This window comes from Nocardia sp. NPDC059764, from assembly GCF_042732555.1.
GTDB lineage: Bacteria > Actinomycetota > Actinomycetes > Mycobacteriales > Mycobacteriaceae > Nocardia.
Window position 1 is genome coordinate 1 of the sequence record NZ_JBHWHH010000103.1, and the last position, 26,974, is coordinate 26,974.

General features: G+C 67.1%; 14 protein-coding genes. 8 read left to right on the forward strand and 6 right to left on the reverse strand.

The features are described 5' to 3' along the window. Positions 1-20 precede the first annotated feature (20 nt). A complete protein-coding gene (locus ACFV4K_RS22255) occupies positions 21-764 on the reverse strand; it encodes a VOC family protein (RefSeq protein WP_379277342.1) in 744 nt (247 codons plus the stop codon). Next, positions 761-1,744 carry a GlxA family transcriptional regulator gene (locus ACFV4K_RS22260; protein WP_379277344.1) on the reverse strand — a complete coding sequence of 328 codons (984 nt, stop codon included), beginning with the start codon at positions 1,742-1,744 and terminating at the stop codon, positions 761-763. Before ACFV4K_RS22260 ends, ACFV4K_RS22255 begins: the two co-directional genes overlap by 4 nt. A 143-nt stretch (positions 1,745-1,887) precedes the next feature. Between ACFV4K_RS22260 and ACFV4K_RS22265 the strand changes: the two genes are divergently transcribed. Further along, positions 1,888-3,183 (forward strand): MFS transporter, encoded by a 1,296-nt coding sequence (locus ACFV4K_RS22265; RefSeq protein WP_379277360.1) that lies wholly within the window; start codon positions 1,888-1,890, stop codon positions 3,181-3,183. Here the strand turns inward: ACFV4K_RS22265 and ACFV4K_RS22270 are convergent. Next, the gene (locus ACFV4K_RS22270; RefSeq protein ID WP_379277346.1) at positions 3,180-3,647 is read right to left on the reverse strand and encodes a DUF3099 domain-containing protein; all 468 of its coding nucleotides are present in this window, start codon (positions 3,645-3,647) and stop codon (positions 3,180-3,182) included. The genes ACFV4K_RS22265 and ACFV4K_RS22270 overlap by 4 nt on opposite strands. 79 nt (positions 3,648-3,726) lie before the next feature. On the opposite strand from ACFV4K_RS22270, the gene ACFV4K_RS22275 reads away from it, so the two are divergent. Then, the gene (locus tag ACFV4K_RS22275; RefSeq protein WP_379277347.1) at positions 3,727-3,960 is read left to right on the forward strand and encodes a DUF3039 domain-containing protein; all 234 of its coding nucleotides are present in this window, start codon (positions 3,727-3,729) and stop codon (positions 3,958-3,960) included. On the opposite strand, the gene ACFV4K_RS22280 is transcribed toward ACFV4K_RS22275, so the two are convergent. The 3 genes from ACFV4K_RS22280 to ACFV4K_RS22290 all read right to left on the reverse strand — a co-directional run bounded on the left by ACFV4K_RS22280 (position 3,936) and on the right by ACFV4K_RS22290 (position 7,324). After that, positions 3,936-4,133, reverse strand: coding sequence for a hypothetical protein (locus ACFV4K_RS22280; protein WP_379277348.1), 198 nt, complete (start codon positions 4,131-4,133; stop codon positions 3,936-3,938). The two genes, ACFV4K_RS22275 and ACFV4K_RS22280, sit on opposite strands and share 25 nt — an antisense overlap. Before the next feature lie 345 nt (positions 4,134-4,478). Then, positions 4,479-6,743: an MMPL family transporter gene (locus ACFV4K_RS22285; protein WP_379277350.1), complete on the reverse strand. Its 2,265-nt coding sequence runs from the start codon at positions 6,741-6,743 to the stop codon at positions 4,479-4,481. Next, positions 6,740-7,324, reverse strand: coding sequence for a class I SAM-dependent methyltransferase (locus tag ACFV4K_RS22290; protein WP_379277352.1), 585 nt, complete (start codon positions 7,322-7,324; stop codon positions 6,740-6,742). Before ACFV4K_RS22290 ends, ACFV4K_RS22285 begins: the two co-directional genes overlap by 4 nt. A 556-nt stretch (positions 7,325-7,880) precedes the next feature. Here ACFV4K_RS22290 and ACFV4K_RS22295 point away from each other — a divergent pair. From ACFV4K_RS22295 to ACFV4K_RS22320, 6 genes are all read left to right on the forward strand, one after another. After that, positions 7,881-13,343 (forward strand): type I polyketide synthase, encoded by a 5,463-nt coding sequence (locus tag ACFV4K_RS22295; RefSeq protein ID WP_379277354.1) that lies wholly within the window; start codon positions 7,881-7,883, stop codon positions 13,341-13,343. 24 nt (positions 13,344-13,367) lie between these two features. Further along, positions 13,368-17,825: a type I polyketide synthase gene (locus ACFV4K_RS22300; RefSeq protein WP_379277355.1), complete on the forward strand. Its 4,458-nt coding sequence runs from the start codon at positions 13,368-13,370 to the stop codon at positions 17,823-17,825. After that, positions 17,822-22,957 carry an SDR family NAD(P)-dependent oxidoreductase gene (locus ACFV4K_RS22305; RefSeq protein WP_379277356.1) on the forward strand — a complete coding sequence of 1,712 codons (5,136 nt, stop codon included), beginning with the start codon at positions 17,822-17,824 and terminating at the stop codon, positions 22,955-22,957. Before ACFV4K_RS22300 ends, ACFV4K_RS22305 begins: the two co-directional genes overlap by 4 nt. A gap of 17 nt (positions 22,958-22,974) precedes the next feature. Further along, a complete protein-coding gene (locus ACFV4K_RS22310) occupies positions 22,975-24,882 on the forward strand; it encodes a beta-ketoacyl synthase N-terminal-like domain-containing protein (RefSeq protein ID WP_379277357.1) in 1,908 nt (635 codons plus the stop codon). Then, on the forward strand, positions 24,872-25,231 hold the full coding sequence (locus tag ACFV4K_RS22315; protein WP_379277358.1) for an acyl carrier protein: 360 nt from the start codon (positions 24,872-24,874) through the stop codon (positions 25,229-25,231). The genes ACFV4K_RS22310 and ACFV4K_RS22315 overlap by 11 nt, the downstream gene beginning before the upstream one ends. A gap of 38 nt (positions 25,232-25,269) precedes the next feature. Then, positions 25,270-26,974, forward strand: a 1,705-nt coding sequence (locus tag ACFV4K_RS22320) for a fatty acyl-AMP ligase (protein WP_379277359.1), incomplete at its 3' end; no start/stop codon positions are given.

Sequence of the window (26,974 nt, forward strand, 5' to 3'; positions counted from 1 at the left end):
CGGGGTGCCAGGCCTGTTCGTCATGCGGGCCGGCGGCTGGTCAGGCAGTAGGCCGAGCCCGACGGGTCGGCCATGACGAGCCAGTGCTTGCCCTGCTCGACGCGGCGCGCGCCGAGCTCCTCGTGCCAGGCGGCGGTGGCTTCGATATCGGTGCAGGCGATATCGGGATGCGCGGAGGTGGGGCGGTCCTCGCCGAGACGCTGCAACAGGAGATCGAGGGGGAGGCCGGGACGGGCCGAGAGGCGGGAGAACTCCGGCAGGCTCGCCGGTTTCCAGGCCCACCCGGTCAGCTCGGTCCAGAAGCGGGATTCGGTGTCGTAGTCGCTCGCCCCGATGTCGAGGCAGATCTGATCCAGCCGGCTGCGGTCGCCGGACGGCCCGGTGACGGTGGGCGTGAGCGGGCCGGTGGCGTCGCGGAACGGCGTGAAGCAGAACGGCATTCCGGCGGGGGAGCGCAACACGGCGTAGCCGATGCGTTCGGTGAGGATGTAGTCGCCGTCGAGGGTGGCGCCGAGCTGTTCGGCGCGTTCGGTGGCGGCCACGACATTGTCGACGTCGAGGTCGAGGTGGATGCGGCCGGGCCCGCCGGTGGACTGCATCTTGAGCGTGGGCGCGCCGGAATCCGGGAGCAGCGTGAGGAATTCGTCGTGTTCACCGCGCGGCGCCGACCGGGTGGTGGCGGTGACTCGGGTCCAGAATTCGGCGCAGTCGTCGAATTCCGCGGCGGGCCGGTCGAGAAAGGCCCATACCCAGCGAATGGTCATGCTGTCTCCAGAGTTTCGCGCTTGCGGAAGGTCTTACGGTAGGTCAACGGCGGCACGCCCAGTTCGGAACGCATGTGATGGCGCAGGGAGGCGGAGGTGCCCAGGCCCGCGTTGCGCGCCACCTCGTCGACGGGCAGGTCGGTGGTCTCGAGCAGATGCCGGGCGTGGCGGACGCGCTGCTGGAGGATCCACGCGCCCGGAGCCATGCCGGTCTCGGCCTTGAAGCGGCGGGTGAAGGTACGCACGCTCATATGCGCGTGCGCGGCAAGGGCGTTCAGATCCAATTCGTCGTCGAGGTGGTGCAGCGCCCAGCGGCGGGTAGGCGCGGTGCCGTCGCTGCCCGCCTCGGGAACCTGTCGTTCGATGAACTGCGATTGGCCGCCTTCACGCCACGGCGGCACCACGCAGTAGCGGGCCGCGCCATTGGCGGCGGCGGTGCCGTGGTCGGTGCGAATCAGGTGCAGGCACAGGTCGATTCCGGCCGCCAGCCCGGCGGAGGACCAGAGGTTCCCGTCCTGCACGAACAACTGGTTCTCGTCGAGGGTGACTCGCGGATACAGGGCGCGGAACTGGTCGGCGAAGCGCCAGTGCGTGGTGGCGCGGTGGCCGTCGAGCAGCCCGGCCGCGCCGAGCACGAATGCTCCCGTGCAGATGGACACGATGCGCGCGTCGGGGCGGATGGTGGCGAGGGCGTCGGCGAGTTCGGGCGGCAGCGTGCCGTCCTGACGAGGCCCGGGGATGCGGGTGCCGGGCACGATCACGGTGTCGGCGAGCGCGAGCAGTTCCGGTCCGTGCTCCGGGATGACCGTGTACCCGCCGACCGCCGCGATGCCGCCGTCACCGAGGCCGCAGATGCGCACGTCGTAGAGCGGTTCGCCGTCCTCGCCGGTGGCGGCGCCGAGCACCATGGACGGAATGGTCATGTCGAAGCCGACGGTGGGTTCCAGGACCAGGACGGCGACGAGCTGGGGTGCCTGCACGGTGTCTCCCCTCACGGTTGGCTTGATCTTGACGCATTGTGGCATTCAGGCCACTCGTGCCGGTAGGGGATTTCGGTCACGCTCGATCGGTGAGTGAACTCAGGGACCGCCTCGACGTGGAATCGCCGTCGGGCACAAGCTCGTTGGACGGCTCGTTGGCAGCTCCGCGGGAGCGGGCACGGCGGGGCCCGCATCCGGCGTGGATCGTCGCCGCGGTCGGGTTCGTGGCGCTGCTGGGCGCGGCCGGGTTCCGCTCGGTGCCCGGCGTGCTCATGGATCCGCTGCATCGGGAATTCGGCTGGTCGCACGGCACGATCGGGGCCGCGGTCTCGGTGAATGTGCTGCTGTACGGACTGATCTCGCCGTTCGCGGCGGCGCTCATGGACCGGTTCGGCATCCGCCGGGTGGTGGCGTGCGCGCTGGTGTTGATCGCGGCCGGGGCGGGGTTGACGGTGTTCATGACCCGGCCGTGGCAGCTCATGGCGACCTGGGGCCTGCTGGTGGGCGTCGGGGTCGGGTCGATGTCCATGCCGTTCGTGGCCACCATCACCGGCCGCTGGTTCGTCAAGCAGCGCGGCCTGGTCACCGGTGTGCTGACCGCGGCGGGAGCGACCGGGCAGCTGATCTTCCTGCCGTTGATCGCGAGCCTGGCCCGCGATCACGGTTGGCGCACGCCGTCGATCGTGGTGTCGGTGGCGGCCTTGGCGGTGGTTCCGCTGGTGCTGCTGTTCATCCGCGACTTCCCCAGCGATGTCGGGGTGCGCGCGTACGGCGCCGAGCCGGGCAGCGCGGTCGGGGTGCGGACCACGGCTCCCGGTGGTGCGGCGCGGGCGCTCACGGTGCTGGCGGCCATCGTCCGCATGCCGGTGTTCTGGATGCTGGCGGGCGGTTTCGCCATCTGCGGGGCGTCGACCAACGGCCTGATCGGCACGCATTTCGTGAGCGCCGCCCACGATCACGGCATGCCCGCGACCACCGCCGCCGGGCTGCTGGCCGTGGTGGGCGCGTTCGATGTCGCGGGCACCATCGCCTCGGGCTGGCTCACCGACCGCCTGGACTCGCGCTATCTGCTGGTCGCCTACTACACGCTGCGCGGGGTCTCGCTGCTGTTCCTGCCGGTCCTGTTCGGTCCGGACGTGCAGCCGAGCATGTGGGCGTTCATCATCTTCTACGGCCTGGACTGGATCGCGACCGTGCCGCCGACGGTCGCGCTGTGCCGCAAGCACTTCGGCGAGGATGGTCCGGTCGCGTTCGGCTGGGTGTTCGCCTCACACCAGATCGGTTCGGCGCTGGCCGCTTTCGGCGCGGGCGTGATCCGGGACGTGCAGGGCAGCTACACGACGGCCTGGTTCGTCGCCGGCGTCCTGTGTGGTCTCGCGGCCCTGTTGTCCGCGGCGATCCCCGCGGACCGGAAGGCCCGGGCGCTCGCGGGCAGCTAACCCTGCGAGCCCTGGGAGTTGGGCCGACCTTCGACGGACTTGTGCGTTCCCGATTCCAGCGCGGTCTGATTCCGTCGCCCGTCCCAGCGGCTCGGTTCGTCGCTGGTGCGGGGCGGGCGGTCGTTGGCGATGAGGACCGCGATCCACGGCAGCGGCACCGAGACGCCGATGATCAGCAGCGACACCCACCAGCTGTGCCACAGCCCGTAGGCGACCGCCGCGCCGATCAGGCAGGGGATGCGGAACGCCATGATGGTGATGTACCGCCGCACCCGGTCCCGATGCTGCTGTTCGAGCGAGGTCTGCGCCTCGGTGATCAGGGCAGGATGCTGTTTCCCCTCACCCGGGAAGTACCCCTGGGAGGGCGGGGGCGGTTTCGGGATCGAACCGGCGGGGTGGAACTCGACGTCCGGGCGACCCACGCCGCTACTGCCGTCGGCCTGGGATTCGCCGTCACGCTGCATACCCCGAGTCTTCCACTACGGCCCGTCGGATGCACACGCCGCCCGCCCCCGGACGGGCCGACCTGGCATGATTGATGCCGTGAGCACAGACACCCTGGTCCGTCCGGAAGAGACCACCGACAACTCGACCGACAACGACACCCCCAAGGTCTTCCACTACGTCAAGAAGAACAAGATCGCCGAGAGCGCCGTCATGGGCACCCACGTCGTGGCCCTGTGCGGCGAGGTCTTCCCGGTGACGCGCTCCGCCAAGCCTGGCTCCCCGGTCTGCCCGGACTGCAAGCGCGTCTACGAGCAGATGAAGAAGGATTGACCGTTTCCGCTGGTCAGCGGGTTGTGAAGTGTTGAACTAGGCCCTAAGGTGCCATTTGGTGCCATTTTGAACGGGTTCAGCAGTTCCAGGACGTCCGCGTTGTCGACCGCCACCATGCGGCGAACGCCCTGGTGAATGCAGTGACGTTGCGCCATCGACTTGTTGCCGTCCATGTGCCCGAGCTGGGCACTGGCGCGCTCATCATCTCCGGTGACTGTTGCAATGTGGGTCGCTACTGTGTCCCGCAGGTCCGATAGCCGGAAGGTAGGGAACTTGCTTCCCTTCCGCATCGCGTATGCGAATATGCGAGCGTTGGACACACGGACCCATGAGCCCGGTGTGCTTCGCGGGCCCTGCGGTATCGGCAGTTGAATCGCTCGCCGGTGAAGGCGCGGAATTGTTGGGTCGTGTGCGTGACCTGTTCGGCGTACGCCCCAAGACGCAGTCCAGGGGAACGGCCCGGAACCATCAGGTTCCGGGCCGTTGTGGCGTTGGCCGGCGTCACGTTCGGTGACGGCTCATCTGCTCTCTGCCACATCGGGTAACGGTTCGGTGGCCGTGGTGGGTGGGTCTGGGGCTTCGGTGAGGCCGATTCGGTTGTGCAGCTTGGTGAGTGGCTTGGGGGACCACCAGTTGGCGCGGCCCATTACGTGCATCGCCGCCGGAACCAGCACCGTGCGGATCAGGGTTGCGTCCATTAGCACGGCCAGCGTGAGGCCGAGGCCGAACATTCGCATGAACGGGACCTGTGAGGCGGTCAGGGCTGCGAAGGAGATCGACATGAGGAGGGCGGCGGCGGTGACCACGCGTCCGGTGCGGGCCACGCCCAGTGCGACGCTCTCGTCATTGGCGCGGGGGGTGCGGTCCGAGGACAGCCAGTGCTCGCGGAAACGCGACACCAGAAACACCTCGTAGTCCATCGACAGGCCGAAGGCGATGCAGAACAACAGCACCGGCATGCTGGCGACCAGGGTTCCGGTGGGTGTCGTTCCCAACGCGCCGAGGTGGCCGTCCTGGAAGATCCAGACGAGGGCGCCGAAGGTGGCCGTCAACGACAGTACGTTGAGGATCAACGCCTTCAGCGGGAGCACGACGCTGCCGGTCAGCAGGAAGAGCAGGGCGAAGGTCAGTGCGGCGATCAAACCCAGGACCAGCGGCAGACGCGAGACGATGGCGTCGACGCTGTCGCGGTTGATCTGCGCCAGCCCGGATATCTGTACCGACCGGCCTGCCGGACCCGGTACCGCGCGGATCTCGTCCAGCTGGGTGTCGGAGGTCGCGGTGCCGAGCCTCGCGGTACTGACGACCGTCAAGAACCCGCTGCCATCGGCCAAGCCGGTCGGTGCGACGGGGTCGCCCACCTTGAAGCCGCCCGCGAAGGTGCCGCTCGGGGCGGCCACCGCCGCGACCCCGGCCACCTTCGACAGGTCGGCGGCGTACCGGTCCAGGTCGGTCTGGTTCAGACCGGCCGTGTCCGGGACTGCGATCGGTATCGCCGCCGCCGGATCGATGGCGAAATCATTGCGCAACGTATCGCCGACCTGATGTGCCGACGCCGCCCGCGGGAGCAGGCGATCGTCGGAGAAGCCCCATTTCATTCCGAGGAAGGGCACTCCGAGCAGCAGCAACAGCGCCACCACGGCCGCCCCGACCGGCACGGCATGGCGCATCACCCATCTGGTCGAGCGATACCAGTACGACCGCTCGATCGGGGTGGGCACCGGATCGGGGCGGCGCAGCAGTCGCCGCGCCAAACGCCGCACATTCAGGGCATCCAACCGATCACCCAGCAGCACGATGGCCGCCGGGGACACCACGATCGCGGCGATCGCGGCGAAGGCCACGATGGTCACGCCCGCGTACGCGAACGACCGCAGGAAGTACATAGGGAACAACGCCATCACCGACAGGGACAGCGCGACCGTGAACGCGGAGAACAGCACCGTGCGGCCGGCCGTCGCCATGGTCCGCGACAGCGCGGCGTTTCTCGCTGTGCCGGCCGACAATTCGTCGCGGAAGCGGCTGATGATCAGCAGGGTGTAGTCGATCGCCAGGGCGAAGCCCAGGGCGGTGGCCAGGTTGAGCGCGAACGTCGACACCTCGGTCCCGAAGGTGATCAGGCGCAGCACCGACATCGACCCGACAATCGCGATCAGGCCGACCGCCACGGGCAGCGCCGCCGCGAACAACCCGCCGAACACCCACACCAGCGCCACGAAGCTCAGCGGAATCGCGATGGCCTCCATCATGATCAGGTCGTGCTGGCTCTGCGCATTGACCTGTGCGTAGGCCAGCGGGATACCGCCGGCGCGCACCGTGACGCCGTCGCGGTCGTGCACCACCTCGTCGGAGAGCGTCTTCGCCCGCTTCTCGGCATCGTTCTCCGAACCCGCGATATTGGCGACGATCAGTCCGGATTTGCCATCCTTGCTGACCAGGCCCGCCGCCGCCCGGTCCGGAGAAGTCCACGCCGACCAGGTATTCAGGACGTACGGCGACTGCTTCAGATGATCGACGATCTCGGTGGCGACCTGCCTGCCGTGCTCGCCGCGGGCGCCGTCGGGCGCGGTCACCACGATCAGGAGTTGCTGGTCGGTGACGCCGAACTTGCCGGTCAGCAGCCGGGTGGCCTGCGCCGAATCCGATGCCGGGTCGGTGAAACCGCCCGCCGAGAGGCTCGTTATGGCCGGGATGCCGAATATCGCCATGGCGGCGAACAGCAGCAGGGTGACGGCGATGACTCGCCGCGGCGCGGCGAGCGCCAGCCGTACGATCCGGTTCATTCAGTCACGTCCCCCGGTTTGGTCGCCCGGAAGTAGGCGATCGCGCCCGAGAGTTCCACCTGGATGTCGTCGAGGCCGGCCGTCTGAAGCCACTGCCGCAGTGAGCTTTCCGGATAGACGTCGGTGAAGATCCCGCGCCGCTGCCACAGCGCCACGAAACGATCGTGCCGCCACCCGGTACCGAGGAGCACAGTGCTGCCGCGAACCATGCCACCGGGCCGGACCGCGCGGGCCATCGCCGCGATCGCCGCCGCCGGATCGGGCATGCAGTGCAGACCCATATAGCTCAGGCACAGGTCGAACTCGCTGTCGTAGGGCATCGCCACCACATCGCGTTCAACCAGTTCCAGGTTCTGGATCGACGACCGCTGGGCTTCCTTGGCGGCCAACGCGAGCATCGCGGGCGAGATGTCGGCGCCGACGTACCGCTTCGGCGCGGCGCCGGACAGCTGCGGGAACACCGCACCGCCCCCGCACGGGATATCGAGGACCTCCGCACCGTCGACCCGGGTGCGGACCTCGGCCAGATCGGAATACCAGCGCCGGTAGTCGGACCCGAATGCGACATAGGTGTAGACCATCGCGATTACTGGATGCTTTACCGTGAAATCCCAGCCGGAGGTAATCGAATTACCCTGGCGCCATTTCTGGGTGACGACAGACATGATTTTGTTTTCTCTCTTTGTCTCGAAGAATATTGGCTATAGTTGTTGGCTATGACATCGGCTCAATGGTGCGGTGGTGTGCGTACCGCCGAAGCGTGCCGACCGGGATGTGGATGTCTGTTTCGATGCGACCGTCGTGCGGTACGGCCGACCGCGCTGCCACATCCCGCGTACGTCTTCTCATCCGCTGAGACATCGCCACGGGCGACTCCGTCGCGTCGGAAATCGCCACGTGCGCAAGCGGAGTCATACCGCGCGGTTGACCCGGAGTGATCTTTTGAGGCGCTGCTGACGTGCTGAAATGGATTCGCCGTGGCGATGTCGGCCCCCCTGCCGATTCGAGTAGTTGACGAGTGAGCTCAAGGCTTCACGGTGGCCCGGGTCACCTCAAGTGGGTGTGATGAAGCTCATAGTTCCCGCAGGGGTGCCGATTATGCAGTGCTGGTAGCTTGTCGAGCAAGGGGACTGGGATGTGGCAGCGCATTCGGTCATTTTGGGAGATTTTACCTTTTGGTTCGGAGGGGACGAGTGCGTGATGCAAACCGGCGCGGAATCACTCATTGGAAAGCTTTCTCCAGCCGCGAGGGCAGCACTTCGGCAAGCGCTCTCCAATGAATCAATTGCGATCGTGGGGGTCGGCTGCAGGTTTCCCGGAAACGTCTTCGATTGCGAGAGCTACTGGGACTCCCTGATCGAGAAAAGGGATTCTATTACCGAAGTGCCACCCGGGCGCTGGGATCTTCAGGAGTATTACGAGCGGTATCCGGATATGCCCAGGAGCAGCTCCATGAACTGGGGTGGATTCCTGGACGATCCCCGCGGATTCGATGCGGAATTCTTTGGTATATCGATGGCCGAGGCGACCGCCATGGATCCGCAGCAGCGTGTGCTGCTCGAAGTGACCTGGGAGGCGTTGCAGCATTCCGGAATTCCATCCGATTCGCTCGGCGGCAGCCGAACCGCCGTAATGATCGGAATGACCGGGTGGGATTACTCGATAGTCAATCTGGAACGGCGGAGCGAACCGGTCGCGTATATGGCGACTGGAAATGCGCACAGCGCGGCCGCCGGTCGCATCTCGTATCTGCTCGGACTGCACGGGCCGTCCCTCACCGTCGATACCGCCTGTTCCTCCTCCCTCGTCGCCATTCATCTCGCGGGTCAAAGTCTGCGCTGCGGGGAGGCCGATCTGGCCATCGCCGGTGGTGTGCAACTGAATCTGGCGCCCTATACCGGGCTGGCGATGTCTCGATGGTCGGCGCTGTCGCCGACCGGCAAATGCCGCGCCTTCGATGTCGAAGCCGACGGATTCGTACGCAGTGAGGGCGCCGGTGTCGTCGTATTGAAGCGGCTCTCCGACGCGGTGCGCGACAACGATCGTATTCTCTCGGTCATTCGCGGGTCGGCGGTGAACCACGACGGGCCGACGAATGGCCTGACCGCGCCGAGTCGGGTCGCGCAATCGGAACTCATCCGGCGAGCACTGGCCGCCGCCGCCGTCTCTCCCGAGACCGTGGGTCTCATAGAGACCCACGGCACCGGAACACCGCTCGGTGATCCCATCGAGTTCGACTCGATAAGGAAGTCGTACGGCACCGACGGTATTGATTGCGCACTGGGCGCGGTCAAGACGAATCTGGGGCATCTGGAGGCGGCCGCCGGGGTGGCGGGGCTCATCAAGGCGAGCCTGGCATTATCCAATGGGGTAATTCCGCCGAACAATCATTTCACCGCGTGGAATCCCGCGATCGACGCATCGGGAACGCGTTATTTCGTACCCACCGAATGCGTGATGTGGCCCGCCGCGGGTCACCCACGCCGGGCCGGAGTGTCATCCTTCGGTATTTCGGGCACCAACGCCCATGTGGTGCTGGAACAAGCTCCGGAAGCGCCATCGAAACCGGTTCGGGAACGTTCGGCCACGGTGCTGCGTCTGAGTGGAAAGTCGGCGGATCGGGTTGCCGCTTCGGCGGGCGCGCTCGCGGATTGGATGCAGGGCGCGGGCGCGAAGCTCTCGATCAGGGATATCGCACATACGGTCACCTGGAATCGCGCCGACCAGCGGCATCAAGCGGTGGTCGTGGGCAGGGATCGGGCCGCCGTCACCCGTGGGCTCCGGCGCTTGTCCGTGCGGGATCCGGACGGAGCGTCGGTGTTTCCGCGGCTGCAGAGCGCCCGTCGGCCTGTGTGGCTGTTCTCCGGCCAGGGATCGCAGTGGGCCGGGATGGGCCGCAGCCTGATGGAGGACGAGCCGGTCTTCGCTCAGGAGATCACGCGGTTGAGCGCGCTGATGGCCGCCGAGGTGCCGTTCGATCTGCGTGAGATGCTCAGCAGCGGTGCGGAATTCACCGGTATCTCGCAAATTCAGCCCGCCTTGTTCGCCATGCAGGTCGCCCTCGCCGCGTTGTGGCGTTCCTATGGCGTGACGCCCGGCGCTGTCATCGGCCACTCCATGGGCGAGATCGCGGCGGCCGTGGTCGCGGGTGCCATCGACACCTCGACCGGGGTCCGCATCATCTGCCGCCGGTCATTACTGCTGCAACGGAATTCGGGCCGGGGCGCGATGGCGATGCTGTCGCTGAGCGCGGACGAGTGCGCCGAACGTCTGCGCGGCTACGGGGGCCTGGATATCGCGGTGCTCGCGGCACCGAATCAGACGATCGTCTCGGGCGACGAAACCGAGTTGGCCGATTTGATGGCACGGGCCGAGCGGGACTCGGTGTCGGTGTGGCCGATCAAATGCGATGTGGCCAGTCACAGTCCGCAGGTCGACAATCTGCTCGACGACCTGCGGCAGCGCCTCGCGACGATCGCGAGAAGACAGGCGCCGGAAGTCGACTACTATTCCGCGACCTCCACAGATCCGCTCGCAACGCCGCTGTTCGATGCCGAGTACTGGGCGGACAACCTGCGGCGGCCCGTGCAATTTCAGCGCGCCGTGGCGACCGCCGCCGCGGCGGGCTACCGGCTCTTCACCGAGATGTCGCCGCATCCGCTACTCGAGTCACCGGTCACCGACACCCTCGAATCCGCGCTGGCGGGTGAGGACTTCCGGGTGACCTACTCGATGAAGCGGGATCGCGACGAAACCGTGGAATTCCATACGCAACTCGAACTGGTCCTGTCCGCGCTCGAGGCGAAGTTCGGCAAGCTCGGCCCCGACACCGGCCGGTTCGTCGACGTCCCGGCGGCGCCCTGGTCGCACTCGAATTTCTGGGCCGCGGATCGTGCACCGATCCTGGACGAGGGCGGTCATCCGCTGCTCGGCCGGGGTGTTCGCATTCCACGAACCGATACGTACGCATGGAGTGCCGACGCGGGCACCGAGCGGAATCCGTGGCTCAACGATCACCGGGTGCACGGCATGCCGGTGCTGCCCGCCGCGGTGTTCGTCGAGATGTGCGCGAGCGCGGCGAGCGAGGCATTCGGTGTGGGCGTCGAAGAATTGGAGCTGCGCGACTTCACCATCGACCAGATGCTCGTGCTCGATCGCAGCGTGGATCTGACCACCTACCTGGAATGGCAGATCGATAGGCGTACGGCACGCGTCGAGATCCTTTCCCGCTCGGGTGACGATGGCTGGTTCCGGCATGCGAGTGCGGCGGTGAGCCGAACCGACGATTCGAGCGGGGGCGCGCGTAGCGCGGCGCGGGCCGAGGTCGCCACGACCAAGGTGTCGGTGGGGACCTACTATTCGCTGCTGCGGCAGACCGGCCAACTGCACGGGCCCATCTTCGCGGCGCTGACGAACATCGAAAGACACGGTGGCGGAAGCGCTTCCACCACGATCGAGCTACCACCCGCAGCGCCGCGCCAGCTGCGTTTCAGCGTGCATCCCGTCATCCTCGACGCCGCGCTGCAGAGCCTCGGCGCGGCGTTGAGCGATACGGTCCTGACGCAACTGGCAGATGCCACCTACCTGCCGGAGTCGATCGGATCCATCCGGATCTTCGAATCGGTCACCGGCAAACTCGAATGCCGAGTGGTCGCGCGGCAGTCGGACGACCCGGACCGCGGCGTCCGGGCCGCTGCCCAGCTGGTGAACGAGGCCGGACGGGTGGTGGTGGAGCTCGCCGATATTGCGTTGCGGCGAGTGGTGTCCCGGCGGCTGGATCTCCCGATCGGGCAGAAGATCTTCGGTACCACGTGGACCGCGGAATCACGGTTGCCCGCATCCGGCAGCTCCTTTGATGGACGCTGCTGGATCCTGCTGACCGAAGATGACGATCTGTCGCCGATCGCCGCGAGTGTGGCCGCTGAAATCGATGCGGATCAGGGGCGAGTATTCACCGGCACGCTCGCCGACGAGCGCTCGCTGCGTACGGCATTGGAGTCGGCCGCGGACGGTAGCGGCACCCCGCTGGCCGGGATCGTGGTCTTCGTCGATTCCGCTGGGAAACAAGCGATTACCGCGGCCGAGGAAGGCGCCCGCGGGCAGCGGATGATTCTGCGCCTGGCCGCCGTCGCGCGAGCCGTCCTGCAGCATCCGAGCGGGCAATCGCCACGGCTGTGGCTGGTCGGTCGCGGCGGCCTCGCCGTCGGTGCGGGCGAGGCGGGCGAACCCGGCGTCGGTGCGTTGCGCGGGATAGTCAGAACGCTCGCCTTCGAGCATCCGGAGTTGGGTGCGACGCTCATCGATCTCGACCCGCTCGCCGACGGAATCCCGCAGCTGCTGGCCGAACTGCGAGCGGGCGCCGGAGACGACATCGTCGCCATGCGCGGTGGTCTCCGATACGTGGAGACGCTCACGCGTGCGCAGCTGGACCCTGCTGTGTCGAAAGACACTGTGCGGGTTGATGGTTCGTACATCATCAGCGGCGGACTCGGCGGTCTGGGGCTCAGCGTCGCGCGCTGGCTGGCCGAGCGGGGCGCGGGCCGTGTGGTGCTGAACGGCCGGTCCGCCCCGTCCGCCGCGGCCGAGGCGAGATTGCTGCAGTTCGAGGGCGGCACCGAGGTGGTCATCGAGCTCGGCGACATATCGAGTCCCGAGGTTGCGGACAGGCTCGTCACGGCTGCCGAAAAAGACGGCAAGCGGTTGCGGGGCGTGGTGCACGCGGCGGGCGTACTCGACGACGCGATCTTCACCGCATTGGACAGTGAGAGCCTGGCCCGGGTCTGGGCGCCCAAGGCGGCAGGTGCGGTGGCCTTGCACAATGCCACGGCCGGCCGGGATCTGGATTGGTGGGTCGCGTTCTCCTCGATGGCGGCGATGCTCGGCTCGCCCGGACAGGCCGCCTACGCCGGCGCCAATGCCTGGCTCGATGCTTTCGCGCAATGGCGTCGCGCACAGGGGGCACCGGCGTCGGTGCTCAATTGGGGTCAATGGTCGGGTGTCGGATTGGCTACGTCGGTGGTCCTCCCAGTTGTCGACCCACTCACCCCGGAAGAGGGTGTGGCAGCGTTCGGAACCGTGCTGGCTCATGATCCGGCACGCATCGGAATCGCGCGGTTACGGCTGGACCGTGTGCTGGATCTTCCGGAGCTGAAGCAGATGAGCTACTTCCGGGAGCTGATCGGGGAATTCGATCTCGCGGCGGGCCCGGAGGAATGGATCGGTCCGGACGGTCTACGGCAATTGAGCCCAGACGACGCCCGTAAGGCAATATCGGACCGGTTGGTTTCTCGGGTGAATGCCATCATCGGCGCCGGCTCGCCGGCCGGACTGGATGTGAACGCTTCGCTGTTCGCGGTGGGTATGGATTCGTTGATGGCCATGCGAATCAAGAATGCTTGCCGCTGGGACTTCGGGGTGGAGCCATCGGTGGGATTGCTCTTGCAAGGCGCGACATTGCGCGATCTGGAAAAAGATATCGGTATTCAGCTCGGCTTGGGCCGTGCGGAATTTTCGGACGAGGTAGAACAACTCGGCAATCGTCCGGTAGCACGTGCGCACGCACGACGGAGCGCACGGGCGCGACGGTCGCGTGGCGAATAGCAGAACTATGGGGGTTAGGTGACGATGACCGCGGACTCTGGTATCGAGAACTCCGTAGCAATAATTGGCATGGCGGGAAAATTCCCGGGCGCCACATCGCTGGAAGAATATTGGGACAATCTTCGGCACGGTCGCGAATCGATCGTCGACCTTTCCGACGAGGCGCTGGTCGAATCGGGGGTTCCCGAAGAGATATTCACACGCTCCGCGTATGTTCGCCGCGCTCCGATTCTGGCGGACATCGACATGTTCGATGCCGAGTTCTTCGGTTTCGCTCCGCGTGCGGCCCGGATCATGGATCCGCAGCATCGCTTGTTCTTGCAGACCGCCTGGAGTGCGCTCGAGGACGCCTGCTGCGACCCTTATCGGTACACGGGCGCGATCGGTGTCTTCGGCAGCAGTGCCGCCAGTGGCTATCTGCTGCACAACCTGCTTTCCCACGGCGATCTGCGCGAATCCCTCGCCCAGGGCGCGAATGCGGAACTGCTCAACTTGCTGATCCACAATGACAAGGACTACCTGGCGACCCGGCTGTCGCATCAGTTCAATCTGCGAGGCCCGAGCCTCACCGTGCAGACGGCGTGCTCGTCCTCGCTGGTCGCGGTGCATATGGCTTGCCAGAGCCTGCTGTCGAGCGAATGCGATATGGCGCTCGCGGGCGCGGTGTCGATCAGGATTCCGCACCACGTCGGGTACTTCTACGAGCCCGGATCCATGATGTCGGCGAGTGGGAGTTGCCGACCGTTCGACGCCAGAGCCGACGGTACCGTCTTCGGCAGCGGGGCGGGCATCATCGTGCTGAAGCGGCTCGACGATGCGCTCGCGGACAAGGACCTGATCCATGCCGTGATCGCCGGGTCCGCCATCAATAACGACGGGTCGCGCAAGATCGCGTTTTCGGCGCCGAACGTCGCGGCCCAGGCCGACGTGGTCGCGGAGGCGCACGCCGTCGCTGGCATCGACTCGGCCGATATCAGCTACATCGAGGCGCATGGCACCGGCACTCCGCTGGGCGACCCCATCGAATTAGAGGCGCTGCGAAGGGCTTTCGAGATTTCGGGCAGGCCGCGTCCGGCGCCGTGCGCGCTGGGCTCGGTCAAGTCCAATATCGGGCATCTCGAGGTGGCCTCGGGCGTGGCCGGGCTGATCAAGACGGTGCTGAGCCTGAAGAACCGTGCGATTCCGTCGACGCTGCACTTCGAGAAGCCCAATCCGGAACTGAAGCTCGAACGCAGTCCCTTCGTACCGCAGACCGAGTATCGGGCCTGGGACTGGGACGGCCCGCGCTACGCCGGCGTGAGTTCGTTCGGCGTCGGGGGAACCAACGCGCATCTCGTGGTGACAGAGGCGCCCGCCGTGCCGTCGCGCCCGGCCCGGTCCGGGCCGCAGGTGCTGCTGCTGTCGGCGCATACCGGGGACGCGCTCGCCCAATCGAAGAAGCATCTTGCCGCGCAGCTGGATTCGAACCCGGAACTCGATCTTACGGACGTGGCGTACACGCTCGACAGGGGGCGGAAATCGCATCGGGTGCGAGCAGCTGTCGTGGTGCAGGACCGGGGCCGGGCCGTGCAGGCCCTGACCGGTCGCGGCGGTGAGCCCAGAGTCGCACTGGATCCGGACACGAAGATCGCATTTCTGTTCCCGGGGCAGGGCACCCAGTATCTCGGAATGGCCCGCGATCTGATCGCCACCGAGCCCGTGTTCGCCGAGCATTTCGACCATTGCGCCGACTCGTTCCATCGGTTGTCGGGCACCGATATTCGTGCCACGACATTCGGTTCGGACGCATCGCGATTGACTCGAACCGACCACGCTCAGCCCGCGATCTTCAGCGTCGAGTACGCCCTGGCGAAGCTGCTCGAGTCCTACGGCGTCGCGCCGGACGCGCTGGTCGGCCACAGTATCGGCGAATATGTAGCAGCCACGATCGCCGGTGTTTTCGATCTCGACACAGCCATCCGCGCGGTGACCGCCCGTGCCGATCTGATGCACGCCTCGCCACGGGGCGCGATGCTCGCCGTCGCGTCCGCGGTGGTCGATATCGAGCACCGGCTCGGGTCCGAGCTGGGCGTCGCCGCGATCAACGATCCGCAGCAGTGTGTGCTGTCCGGTCCGCTGCGCGCCATCGAGGAGTTCGAGCACTGGTCGACCGGTCAGGGGATTCTGACCCGTCGATTGGAGGTATCGCACGCGTTTCATTCGGTTCTGATGGAACCGGTCGTGCCGAAGTTTCGGGACGCGCTCGGGGAGCTACCGCTCGCCGCGCCGCGAATCCCGTTGCTGTCGAACAAGACCGGTGCGTGGATGTCCGATGTCGAGGCCACCGATCCGGCCCTGTGGGCCGACGGTATTCGAGCCACGGTCCGATTCAAGGACAATATCGAGAACCTGCTCGGTGCAGGTGGCCACGTACTCGTCGAGGTCGGCCCCGGCGGATCATTGACCGCGTCGGTGAAGCGGCAGCGGAGCTGGTCGGAGTCCAGTCGTGCCGTCCGTCTCACGCGCCGGGCGTCCGAGAGCGCGCACGATCGTGATGTCTTCCTCGACGGACTCGGTCAGCTGTGGACCGCCGGAGTGGAAATCGATTGGACACCGCGATATTTCGGTACCGCACCCCGCTGGACATCGCTGCCGACCTATCCGTTCGCGCGCGACCGATACTGGATCGATCCGATCCCCGCCGTCCCGGCTCGGCCCGAGGAGCTCGACGCCATGGAGCCGCGGTTGTCCGCGCGGCCCGCGGCCCCGAGCGCGCGTCCAGAGGAAGGCGGCCTGCGGGCGGTCGAGGTCAGGCTGAGCGAGATCGCGCACGACGTGCTCGGTGTGGAGCACCTCGACCTCGACACGAACTTCTTCGATCTCGGTGTCGACTCCCTCATGGCGGTTGGATTCGTCCGGCGCGCGCTGGAATCCGGGGCGGAGATCGAACCCCAGGACCTGTTGGAGAATCAGACGATTCGCTTGCTGGCACGAGCGGTGTACGAGCGGTCGCTGTCCGGCGTCGGCGGCGAGCCTCCGCTCGCCGATGCCACCGACGAGGTGCGGGCGGCGCAGCCGGTCGGCGAAGCGGACCCGCTGGCGGAGTTCACCATCGCGGAGCTCACCGAAATCGCTGACCAACTGAGCGGAGCGCAGCCGGGAATACTGTTGACCGCCAACGAGATCGAGGACATCCATCCGTTGTCGCCGGTACAGCACGAGGTGCTGCGCCACGTCCTCGAGGATCCCGGCCTGTTCCTCGAACAGCTGGTGGCGACGTTGGTGGGCCCGCTCGATGTCGACTTGTTTCGCGACGCCGTGCAGCGGGTCGTCGATCGGCACCCCGCCCTGCGCACATCGATCGCGTGGAACGCGCGATCCGAGCCCGTGCAGGTGGTGCGCAGTCACGCGACCATACCGTTCCTCGTCGAAGACGCGACCGCGCTGGATCGCGGCGAGGCGGCGGCCCGCGAGGCCGAGTTCATCGCGCAGGATCGCCTGCGCGGCTTCGATCTGGCCTCGGCTCCGCTCACTCGGATGACGGTCGTCAAGGTGTCCGACGACCGGCACCGCATCGTGTGGACGCATCACCGGCTGATACTCGACGGCACCTCCTTCGCGATGGTCCTCGCGGAAACGGCCGCCCTGTATCAGGGCTTGAAATCGGGTCGGCGCCGAACGCTGACCGCCGCGCGGTCGTTCCGCGAATACATCTCCTGGGTTCAGGAGCTGGATTATGCTCCCGCGGAAGCATTTTGGCGGGACGAACTGCGCGGCGCGGTGCCCAATGCGCTGCCGGCGATTCATCCCGGCCGCACCTCCGCGGTCTCGGAGGCGGAGCGTGCGCAGCCGGTCGTCGCCGTCGAGCTCAGCACCGAGCAGTCCGCGGCGGTGGTCGAAACCCTGCGCTCGCAGCGTGTCACCTTGGCGACGGTGGCCTATGCGGCGTGGGCGGGCGTGGTCGGCCGCCACTGCGGAGATTCGGACGTCACGATTGGAGTGGCGCTGTCCGGGCGATTCGGTCCCACGGCCGGAATGGAGCAGATCGCCGGCGCGTTCTCGAATGTGCTGCCGCTGCGCATCGCCGTCGATCCGTCGGTTCCGGCGGGGGAGCGGCTGCGTCGACTTCAAGCCCGCGTCACATCGATCCGGCGGTTCGAGCATGTCGCACCACCGGCTCTCGCGAATTGGTCGGAGATACCCGACGGACATCCACTGTTCGAGTCCGCCGTGGCGGTCGCGGTGCATACCTTCGGCGGTATGGAGGTCGGCTTCGCCGATGTCTCGTTCGAGGATGTCGATGTTCATCTACGGTCGAATCTGCCCATCTGGGCAATGGTGATTCCCGGGGCCGACCTGGCCTTCCGGCTGATCTATCACCCCACTCGAATCGATGTGGCCGGCGCGGAATCGTTGCTCGCGGATTGGGTGTCGACCTTCTTGGAGTTGGCGGGGCCGCCGCCGCAGAGGGCACTGCGCGCCGATAGGAGAGGGTGCCGATGACGAAGACGGCGGAGCCCGCGCGGGGCCCTGTTCCGTGGGTGATTTCGGGTACGAGCGCCGCGGCGTTGGTCGCGCAGGCCGGGAAGTTGCTTGCTCATGTGGAGCGGCATCCTGGCCTGGATCCGGTGGATATCGGCTATTCGCTGGTGACCACACGATCGGTGTTCGATTATCGGGCAGTTGTTCTGGGTCGGGACCGGGATGAGCTCGTTACCGGCCTGACCGCGCTGGTGCGGGGTGATTCCGCACCGGGAGTGGTCACCGGTCGGGCCGCGGGCAATGGCGGGACGGTCTTTCTTTTTCCGGGGCAGGGCAGTCAGTCGGCGGGTATGGGCCGGCGGTTGGCCGAGGTCTATCCGATCTATGCCGCGACCTTCGACGAAATCTGTGCCCGATTCGACGGAGCGTTCGAGGTCCCGCTCCGGGAAGTGATCTTCGCCGACCCAGGTTCGGATGCCGCCGAGTTGCTGCACCAGACGGCGTATACGCAGGCGGCCTTGTTCGCGGTGGAAGTGGCACTGTTCCGTTTGCTCGAATCCTGGGGCGTGCGACCGGATCATGCGCTGGGTCATTCGCTGGGCGAGATCACGGCCGCCCATATCGCCGGCGTCTTGTCGGTGCCCGATGCCTGCACGCTCGTAGCCGCACGCGGGCGGCTCATGCAATCCATGCCGCCGGGCGGTGCCATGCTGGCGGTATCGGCGACAGCGGATAATGTCGCGGCCTTGCTGGCGGAATACGGTGATCGGCTCGGCATTGCGGCGGTGAACGCGCCCACCGCCGTTGTCGTTTCCGGTGACGACGACGCGGTCGGCGAATTCGAGCAGATGCTGGCGGTCGCCGGAACCGAATCGAAACGACTGCGCACCAGCCACGCCTTCCATTCCCGGCAGATGGACCCGGTCCTGCCCGCCTTCGCCGCGGTCTGCCGCGACCTGACCTATCACGCGCCGGATATCGGCATCATCTCCAACCTCACCGGGGAGCCGGCGGACCCCGCCCGGCTCCGCACACCCGACTACTGGGTTCGGCAGCTGCGCGATCCGGTCCGATTCATGTCGGGTGCCGACTATCTGGGTCGGCGCGGCGACATCGGCTACTTTCTTGAAATCGGTCCTGGCACAGCGCTTTCCGCCATGGTCCGGGAGACACTTCCGGGGACGGCCGAAGACCCGTCGGCACCGGCTGTCGTGCCGATGCTACGGCCGACCCGGGACGCGGACGCGGCCTTCGTCACCGCTGTCGCCGAGGCGTTCGTCCTCGGCATGGAAGTCGATTGGCAGGCGGCGTTCGCGGAATCCGGCGCGCGGCGGGTGGGATTGCCGACCTACGCGTTTCAGCGGAAAACCTTCTGGCTCGATCAGCGCGCGAACGCCGTCGCGGCCGGATCGTGGTCCGCGGGCCATCCACTGCTGGACACGGTGGTGAGTCCGGCGCAGCGGGGCGGGTTGTTGCTATCGGGCCGGTTGTCGCTGCGGACCCACCCGTGGCTGGCGGGCCATCGGCTGGCCGGCGCGACCTTGCTGCCGGGCACGGCCTTCGTGGAATTGGCCTTGCATGCCGGAGGTTTGGTGGATGCGCCGGAGCTGGCGGAACTGATCCTGCAGGCGCCCCTGGTGCTGCCGGACTCGGATGCGGTGGAGTTGCAGGTCGTGGTCGACGATGCCGCGGGGTCGCACACGCGCCCGGTATCGGTGTTTTCGCGGCCCCAGCGTTCCGGGCACGGTTCGAATGCGGCGTGGGTGTGCCACGCGGTGGGCGAATTACGTTCCTCAGGCGCGGGTTTCAGCGTCGCGGCGGACTCGTCGGCATGGCCGCCGGTGGGAGCGACAGCCATGCGGCTCGATGATGTGTACGGGGATCTGGCCGCGGCCGGTTATGAGTACGGGCCCGCCTTTCAGGGGCTGAAGTCGGTGTGGCGCCGGGGCGATGAGACGTTCGCCGAGGTGAGTCTGCCCGAGCAGGCCCGGGAGCAGGCGCGGGGCTTCGGGATTCATCCGGCACTGCTCGATTCGGCCCTGCACGCGTTGCTGGTCACCGGCGCTCTCGGTGCCGGGCAGGACACCGCCGAGATTCGCCTGCCGTTCGCCTGGGCGGATGTCTCGTTGGCGGCCGTCGGTGCGACCGCTCTGCGGGTGCGATTGCGGCTCGGCGCCGCCGACCGGATCGAGCTCGAGGTGTCCGATCCGGCGGGTCGGCCGGTCGCGCGGGTGGGCGCGCTGACGGTGCGGGGGGTCGCATCCGAATCGTTCGGCGTTGCGGCACGGCGTTCTCCAGGTGACGATTCCCTGTTCACGACCGGCTGGCTCGACGGTTCTGATTCCGAAGCTGTTGTACCGCAGGGTGAATGGACAACAGAGCCGGACGATAACGGGCTGCCGCCGGAACGGTATGCGGTCGATGGCCGCGAATACATGGTCGTCCGCTGCTTTTTCCCGGGCGTCGATGCGGACGGTGGCAGCGGGGTCCGGGCCGGCGTGTGCGAGGTGCTGGGCCGGTTACGGAGTCTGTTGCGGGAGCAGTCGGCATCGATCGTGGTGGTGACGTCGGGGGCCGTCTCGGCGCACCGCGTGGAGGACGTCCGAGACCTGGTGGGCGCTGCCGTGTGGGGGCTGGTCCGCAGTGCCCAGAACGAGCATCCCGGACAGATCCTGCTGGTCGATGCCGGGGATCGGACCGACTACCGTGCCGCGGTCGCCGCCGCGGTCGCGCGACGCGGCGAAACGCAGCTCGCCGTGCGGGGCGGGGCGCTGCTGGTGCCACGGCTGACGCCGGTCGCGGCGGATGTCCTCGGGTCGGCGGAACTGGTCACCGCGGACGGTGACTGGCGGCTGGCGACCCGGGGGCGCGGCACCCTGCACGGCGACAATATGGTTGTCGTACCGCAGGATTCGGCGAAGGCCGAGTTGGGTCCGGGGCAGGTTCGGGTCGGATTGCGGGCAGCGGGTCTGAACTTCCGTGATGTGCTGATCGTGCTGGAGATGTACCCGGTGCCGAACACCCCGGTCGGTAGCGAAGGCGCGGGTGTGGTGCTCGAAGTGGCCGACGATGTGGTGGATCTGCGGCCGGGTGACCGGGTGATGGGCATCTTCGCCGGCATCGGCACGACGGTAGTGGCCGACCAGCGGATGATGGTTCGGATTCCCGGGGAGCTGTCCTTCGAGGAAGCGGCCGGTGTGCCCGTGGTGTTCGCGACCGCGCTCTACGCACTGCGGGATCTGGCGTCGGCGTCTCCGGGGGATACCGTACTGGTGCATGCGGCCACCGGTGGTGTCGGCATGGCCGCGGTGCAGTTGGCGCGGCACTGGGGCTTGGATCTCTATGTGACGGCGAGCGTTCCGAAATGGAATGTATTGCGCGACCAGGGTTTTGCCGATGATCGGATCGGTGATACGCGCAGCGTCGATTTCGCGGCGGAGTTCCTGCGGTCCACCGGTGGTGCGGGCGTCGATGTGGTTCTCAACTCGCTGGCCGGCGACAAGATCGACGCTTCGCTGGAATTGCTGTGCCGCGGTGGCCGATTCATCGAAATGGGTGTCACCGATACCCGCGACCCCGAGCTGATCGCGGCTCGGTATCCCGGCGTGGAGTATCGCAGGTTCCTACTGACCGAGGCCGGACCCGACCGGATCCACGAGATGCTGGTGGAGCTGGCGGAGCTGTTCGGAAACGGGGTGCTGCGACCGGTACCGGTGACGGTGTGGGATGCGCGCCAGGCACCGGAGGCGTGCCGGCACCTGAGCCAGGCCAGGCATGTCGGGAAGCAGGTGCTGGCGTTGCCCGCGCGAGCGAATCCGGCCGGCACGGTGTTGATTTCCGGTGGTACCGGCGGTCTGGGTGGTCTGCTGGCCCGGCATCTGGTGGCCGAGCGCGGCGTGCGTCGACTGCTGCTCACCTCACGCCGGGGTCCGGCGGCCCCGGGAGCCGGTGAATTGGTGTCGGAACTTTCGGCTTTGGGCGCGCGAGCGGCGGTGGTCGCCTGTGATATGTCAGATCGCGACGCGGTGCGCGCCCTGGTCGCGGGGATCGATCCGGCACATCCGCTGAGGGCGGTCGTGCATGTGGCCGGTGTGGTGGACGATGCGGTCTTCTCGGCGCAGACCCCGGGTCATGTCGAGCGGGCGCTGTTGCCCAAGGTGGACGCGGCCTGGAACCTGCACGAGGCGACCCGTGAACTGCCATTGGACGCGTTCGTCATGTACTCGTCGGTGGCCGGTGTGCTCGGCAGTCCGGGCCAATCCAATTACGCTGCGGCAAATGCCTTTCTGGACGGCCTGGCACAGCACCGGCAGCGATCGGGTCTTCCGGGCACATCCCTGGCGTGGGGCTTCTGGGAACGGGCCACCGGAATCACCGGGCACCTGCGGGCGGTCGACCTCGAGCGAATGCGGCGCAGCGGTTTCGCTCCGATATCGGATATCGAGGGACTGGCCATGTTCGATGCCGCGCTGGCGACGGGCCTGGCCGCGACGGTGCCGGCCCGGATGGAGCTGGACGCGATCCGAGGGCGAATTACCGATATCGACGACATACCGCCGCTGTTGCGCGGATTGCTCCGGGTCACCCGGCGCGCTGCTGACAGCGATCCGAACCGGGCCTCGACTCTGCGCTCCGAGCTGAGCGGGCTGCACCGCTCCGATGGGGAACGGTTGCTGCTCACCATGATTCGAGCGCACGCGGCCGCGGTGCTCGGGCACGGGTCGCCCGACGACATCCCCGCCGACTCCGCGTTCGCGGATCTGGGATTCGACTCACTGGGCGCGGTCGAATTCCGCAACCGGGTGCAAACCGCCATCGGTACGAAACTGGCGGCGACCGTCGTCTTCGATCATCCCAGCCCGGCCGAACTGGCTCGGTTCCTCCGCGCGGAACTGACCCCGGACGTCGATCCCGCGGCCCGAATCCTCAGCGGACTGGACACGCTCGCGGATCCGTCGCTGCTCGAGGATCTCGACGAGCAGGCATTGGAAACGCTCGCGGACCGGATGGAAGAGATGCTCCGCAGGGTTCGAGCGAACCTGCCGGCGGTTGCCATGGCGAGTCGAGAGATGGATCCGGAAAAAGACATTGATTTCGACGAAGACGATGCCATGTTCGAGTATCTGGACCGCTCGGATCCGATACTCGACTGAACTGAGAGGTCTCGACAGTGCGCGAGGACGAGCTCCGCGACTATTTGAAGAAGGCTGTCAAAGACCTGCAGAAGACGCGGCAGCGTTTGCGCGAGGTGGAAGCAAGGGCGCGAGAGCCGATCGCGATCATCGGGATGTCCTGCCGCTACCCGGGGGGAATCGAATCACCCCGGGAGCTCTGGGATGCCGTCGTGGACGGCCGGGATCTCATCACGGACTGGCCGGTCGATCGTGGCTGGGATCGGCTGATCCGCAAGGGCGCCGGCCCCGTCGATTTCGCGAAGGTGCGGAGCCGGTCAGGCGGTTTCCTCAGCGCGCCGGGCGATTTCGATGCGGAATTCTTCGGCATCGGCCCGCGGGAAGCGCTGGCCATGGATCCGCAGCAGCGGCTCGTGCTGGAGGCCGCGTGGGAGGCGGTCGAACGCGCCCGCATCGACCCTCGGTCGCTCCGCGGCAGCGATACCGGCGTCTACCTCGGTGCGGGCAACGACCAGGGATATGGATCGCTGGCGGCGTCGGGGGGATTCGCGGCCGACTCCGGTGCCCACTTCCTGACCGGAAATGTCTCGGCGCTGGCCTCCGGGCGGATCTCCTACGGGCTCGGCCTGAAGGGTCCGGCGCTGAGCCTGGATACCGCGTGTTCGTCGGGCTTGGTGGCCGTGCATCTGGCGGTGCGCGCGCTGCGTTCGAGCGAATGTTCGCTGGCATTGGCCGGAGGTTGTTCGGTGCTCGCGACCCCGGGTGTGTTCGTCCTGCTCGACGGCGGTCTCGGGCTGGCCGGGAATGGGCGGGTGAAGTCGTTCGCGGCGGGTGCCGACGGCACGATCTTCGCCGAGGGCGTGGGCATGCTGGTGCTGGAGCGATTGTCGGATGCGCGTCGTCTGGGACATGAGGTGCTGGCGGTGGTGCGCGGGTCGGCGGTCAATCAGGACGGCGCGTCGAACGGGCTGATGGCACCGAACGGGTTGGCGCAGCAGCAGTTGATCCGCACGGCGCTATCCGATGCCGGGCTGACCGCGACCGAGGTGGATGTGGTGGAGGGGCACGGCACCGGCACCCCGCTGGGGGATCTGGTCGAGGCGCGCGCGCTCGCGGCGACCTACGGGCGGCACCGATCGCCGGAGCGGCCCTTGTTGCTGGGTTCGATCAAATCGAATATGGGACACACACAGTTGGCGGCGGGCGTGGCCGGCATGATCAAATTGGTTGAGGCGATGCGTTGTGGGACAGTGCCTTCGACACTGCACGTCGATGAGCCCAGCCCACACGTGGACTGGTCGGGCGGCGGCGTGCGGCTGGTCACCGAGGCGCAGCCGTGGCCGGTCAATGACTGGCCGCGCCGCGCCGCGGTGTCGTCCTACGGGATCAGCGGTACGAACGCACACGTGATTCTCGAACAGGCTCCGCCCGAGAACCCGGCCGAGGCGCCAGCATTCGGTGCCTTCCCGGGTCCGGCGGGGTTGCCGCTCGTGCCGTGGGTCCTCTCGGGTCGGAGCGCCGCCGCCTTGGCCGCGCAGGCCGGGAATCTGCTCGCTCATGTCGAGTGGCATCCCGCACTGGATCCGGCCGATATCGGCTGGTCGCTGGCGACGACGCGGGCGGCATTCGACTACCGGGCGGTGGTCCTCGGCCGTGACCGTGACGAGCTCGTCGCCGGTCTGCACGCATTGACAAAGGGCGATTCCGCGGCCGGTCTGCTGACCGGCCGTGCCGCGGTGAACGGTCTCGCGGAAGACGATGCGGCGGAAGACGTCACCGATGAAGACCGTCCGCTCGAGGACAGCGCGAACGCCTGGATTCGCGGAGTCCGAGTCGACTGGGCGGGCATCTTCGGTCGGCGTCGCGCCGTGGATCTGCCCACCTACGCATTCCAGCGACAGCACTATTGGCTCGCCGGCGGAGACGAGGAATCCCATGCATCGTGAGCAAGAGATCCGTTCCTGGTTCATCGACACCATTGCGGAGATGCTCGACGTGCGGCCCGCCGAGATCGATATCGCCGTGCCGTTCGCGGAGCTCGGGCTGACGTCCCTGCAGGGCGTGCGGATGGCCTCCGAGCTCAGTGAATGGCTCGGTGTGCGAGTACCGGTAGGTGTCGTATTCGACTATCCCACAATAGAGTTGATGGCACATTATCTTTCGAACGGCCCCGCCGATGGGGAGGCGGGGGCGACCGATGAGCCGGACCCGCACGATCCGAGCTTCGACGAGAGTATGGCGGAACTGCTCCGCCTGCTCGACGCGGACGTGCAACCACATGGGGAGACCGAGTGAGCATCGGTTCCTCTCACAGCGCGACGGGGGATTCACCTATGTACGGTTCATTTCTGGATCTGCTGCCGCTCCGCAGGGCCGAGCAGGGCTCCGGTATCGCCTACCGCTTCCTGGAGACCGGTGATATCACCGGTGGCATCGACGAATTGAGCTACGGCGGGCTGGAGCGCCGGGCCCTGGCGGTCGGGGCCTGGTTGCAGGCCGAGGGATTCGGGCATCGGCGCGCGCTGCTGCTGTATCCGCCTGGACTCGAGTTCATTTCGGGCTTCTTCGGCTGCCTCGCCGGCGCCGTGGTGGCGGTGCCCGCCCCGCTGCCGCGCATGCACGAGGTCGATCGGGCGTTGCGCCGGTTGCGGCAGGTCATCGCGGATGCCGACATACAGGTGGTGCTCACTACCCGCGCGGTCATCGACGCACTCCGTGCGGTGGTCGAGCAATTGCCGGAGCTGGCGGCCCTGCGCTGGATCGCGACCGAGGAGATTCCCGGTGAGTGCGCGGCGAACTGGGTCGATCCGGGGGTGGGTCCGGATACGGTGGCTTTTCTGCAGTACACCTCGGGTTCGACGAGCGCGCCCCGGGGCGTGATGGTCACCCATCGCAATCTGCTGCACAACCAGCGGGTTATCGCCGAAGCCATGGACCACACCCCGGAACGGGTGGCGTCCTGGGACGGTTCGATGTTCGTCAGTTGGCTGCCGATGTATCACGACATGGGTCTGATCGGACCGGTGCTGCAGACGGTGTACGTTGGGACCAGTTCGGTGTTGTTCTCGCCCTTGCACTTTCTGCAGAAGCCGGAACGATGGCTGCGCGCGGTATCGCATTTTCGCGCGCACAGCAGCGGCGGGCCCAACTTCGGCTACGAGTTGTGCATGCGGCGGGTCACCGCGGATCTGCCCGCGCAGCTCGACCTGAGCCGCTGGCGGGTGGCGTTCAACGGGGCGGAGCCGGTGCGGGCGGGCACCCTTCGCCGATTCTCGGATGTGTTCGAGCGGTCGGGTTTCCGGCCCGAGTCCTTCCAGCCGGTCTACGGTTTGGCCGAAGCGACCCTGCTGGTGACGGGCACGCCGGTCGATCGCGCACCGACGGTGACGCCGAATCCCGCCGGCGCCGCCGCGGCGGTGTCCCGCGAGGTGGTGGGGGCCGGGATTCCGCCACGCGGTGTCACTGTCTCGATCGTCGACCCGGAACGCCGGGTCGAATGCGGTGATCGCGAGATCGGCGAGATCTGGGTAGCCGGCGACAGCGTGGCGGCGGGATATCTGAACGACGAGCACACGTCCGCCGAGGTGTTCGGCGGGACGCTCCTCGACGGCCGGGGCGGGTTCCTCCGAACCGGAGATCTCGGATTCCTCGATCAGGGTGAACTCTTCGTCGCGGGACGCAGCAAAGACCTGCTGATCGTCGACGGCCGCAATCATTACCCCCAGGACATCGAGCTGACCGCCGAGACCGCACACGGCTCCGTGCGACCGGGCTGTGTCGCGGCGTTCTCCGTGGCGGCGGGCGATGCGGGGGAGCGGCTGGTCCTGGTTGCCGAAGTCGTCGCGAACGATATCGACGAGATGGGCGAAATCCGTACTGTCATAAGGAATGCAGTTGGTGCGGAACACGAGATACCCATTCACGATATCGTGCTGATCCGGCCCCGGACCATCTTGAAGACGAGCAGCGGCAAGATTCAGCGGCAGGCGTGCCGTGCGGCGTATCTCGACGGGGAACTGGACACACTCGGTCTCGAGC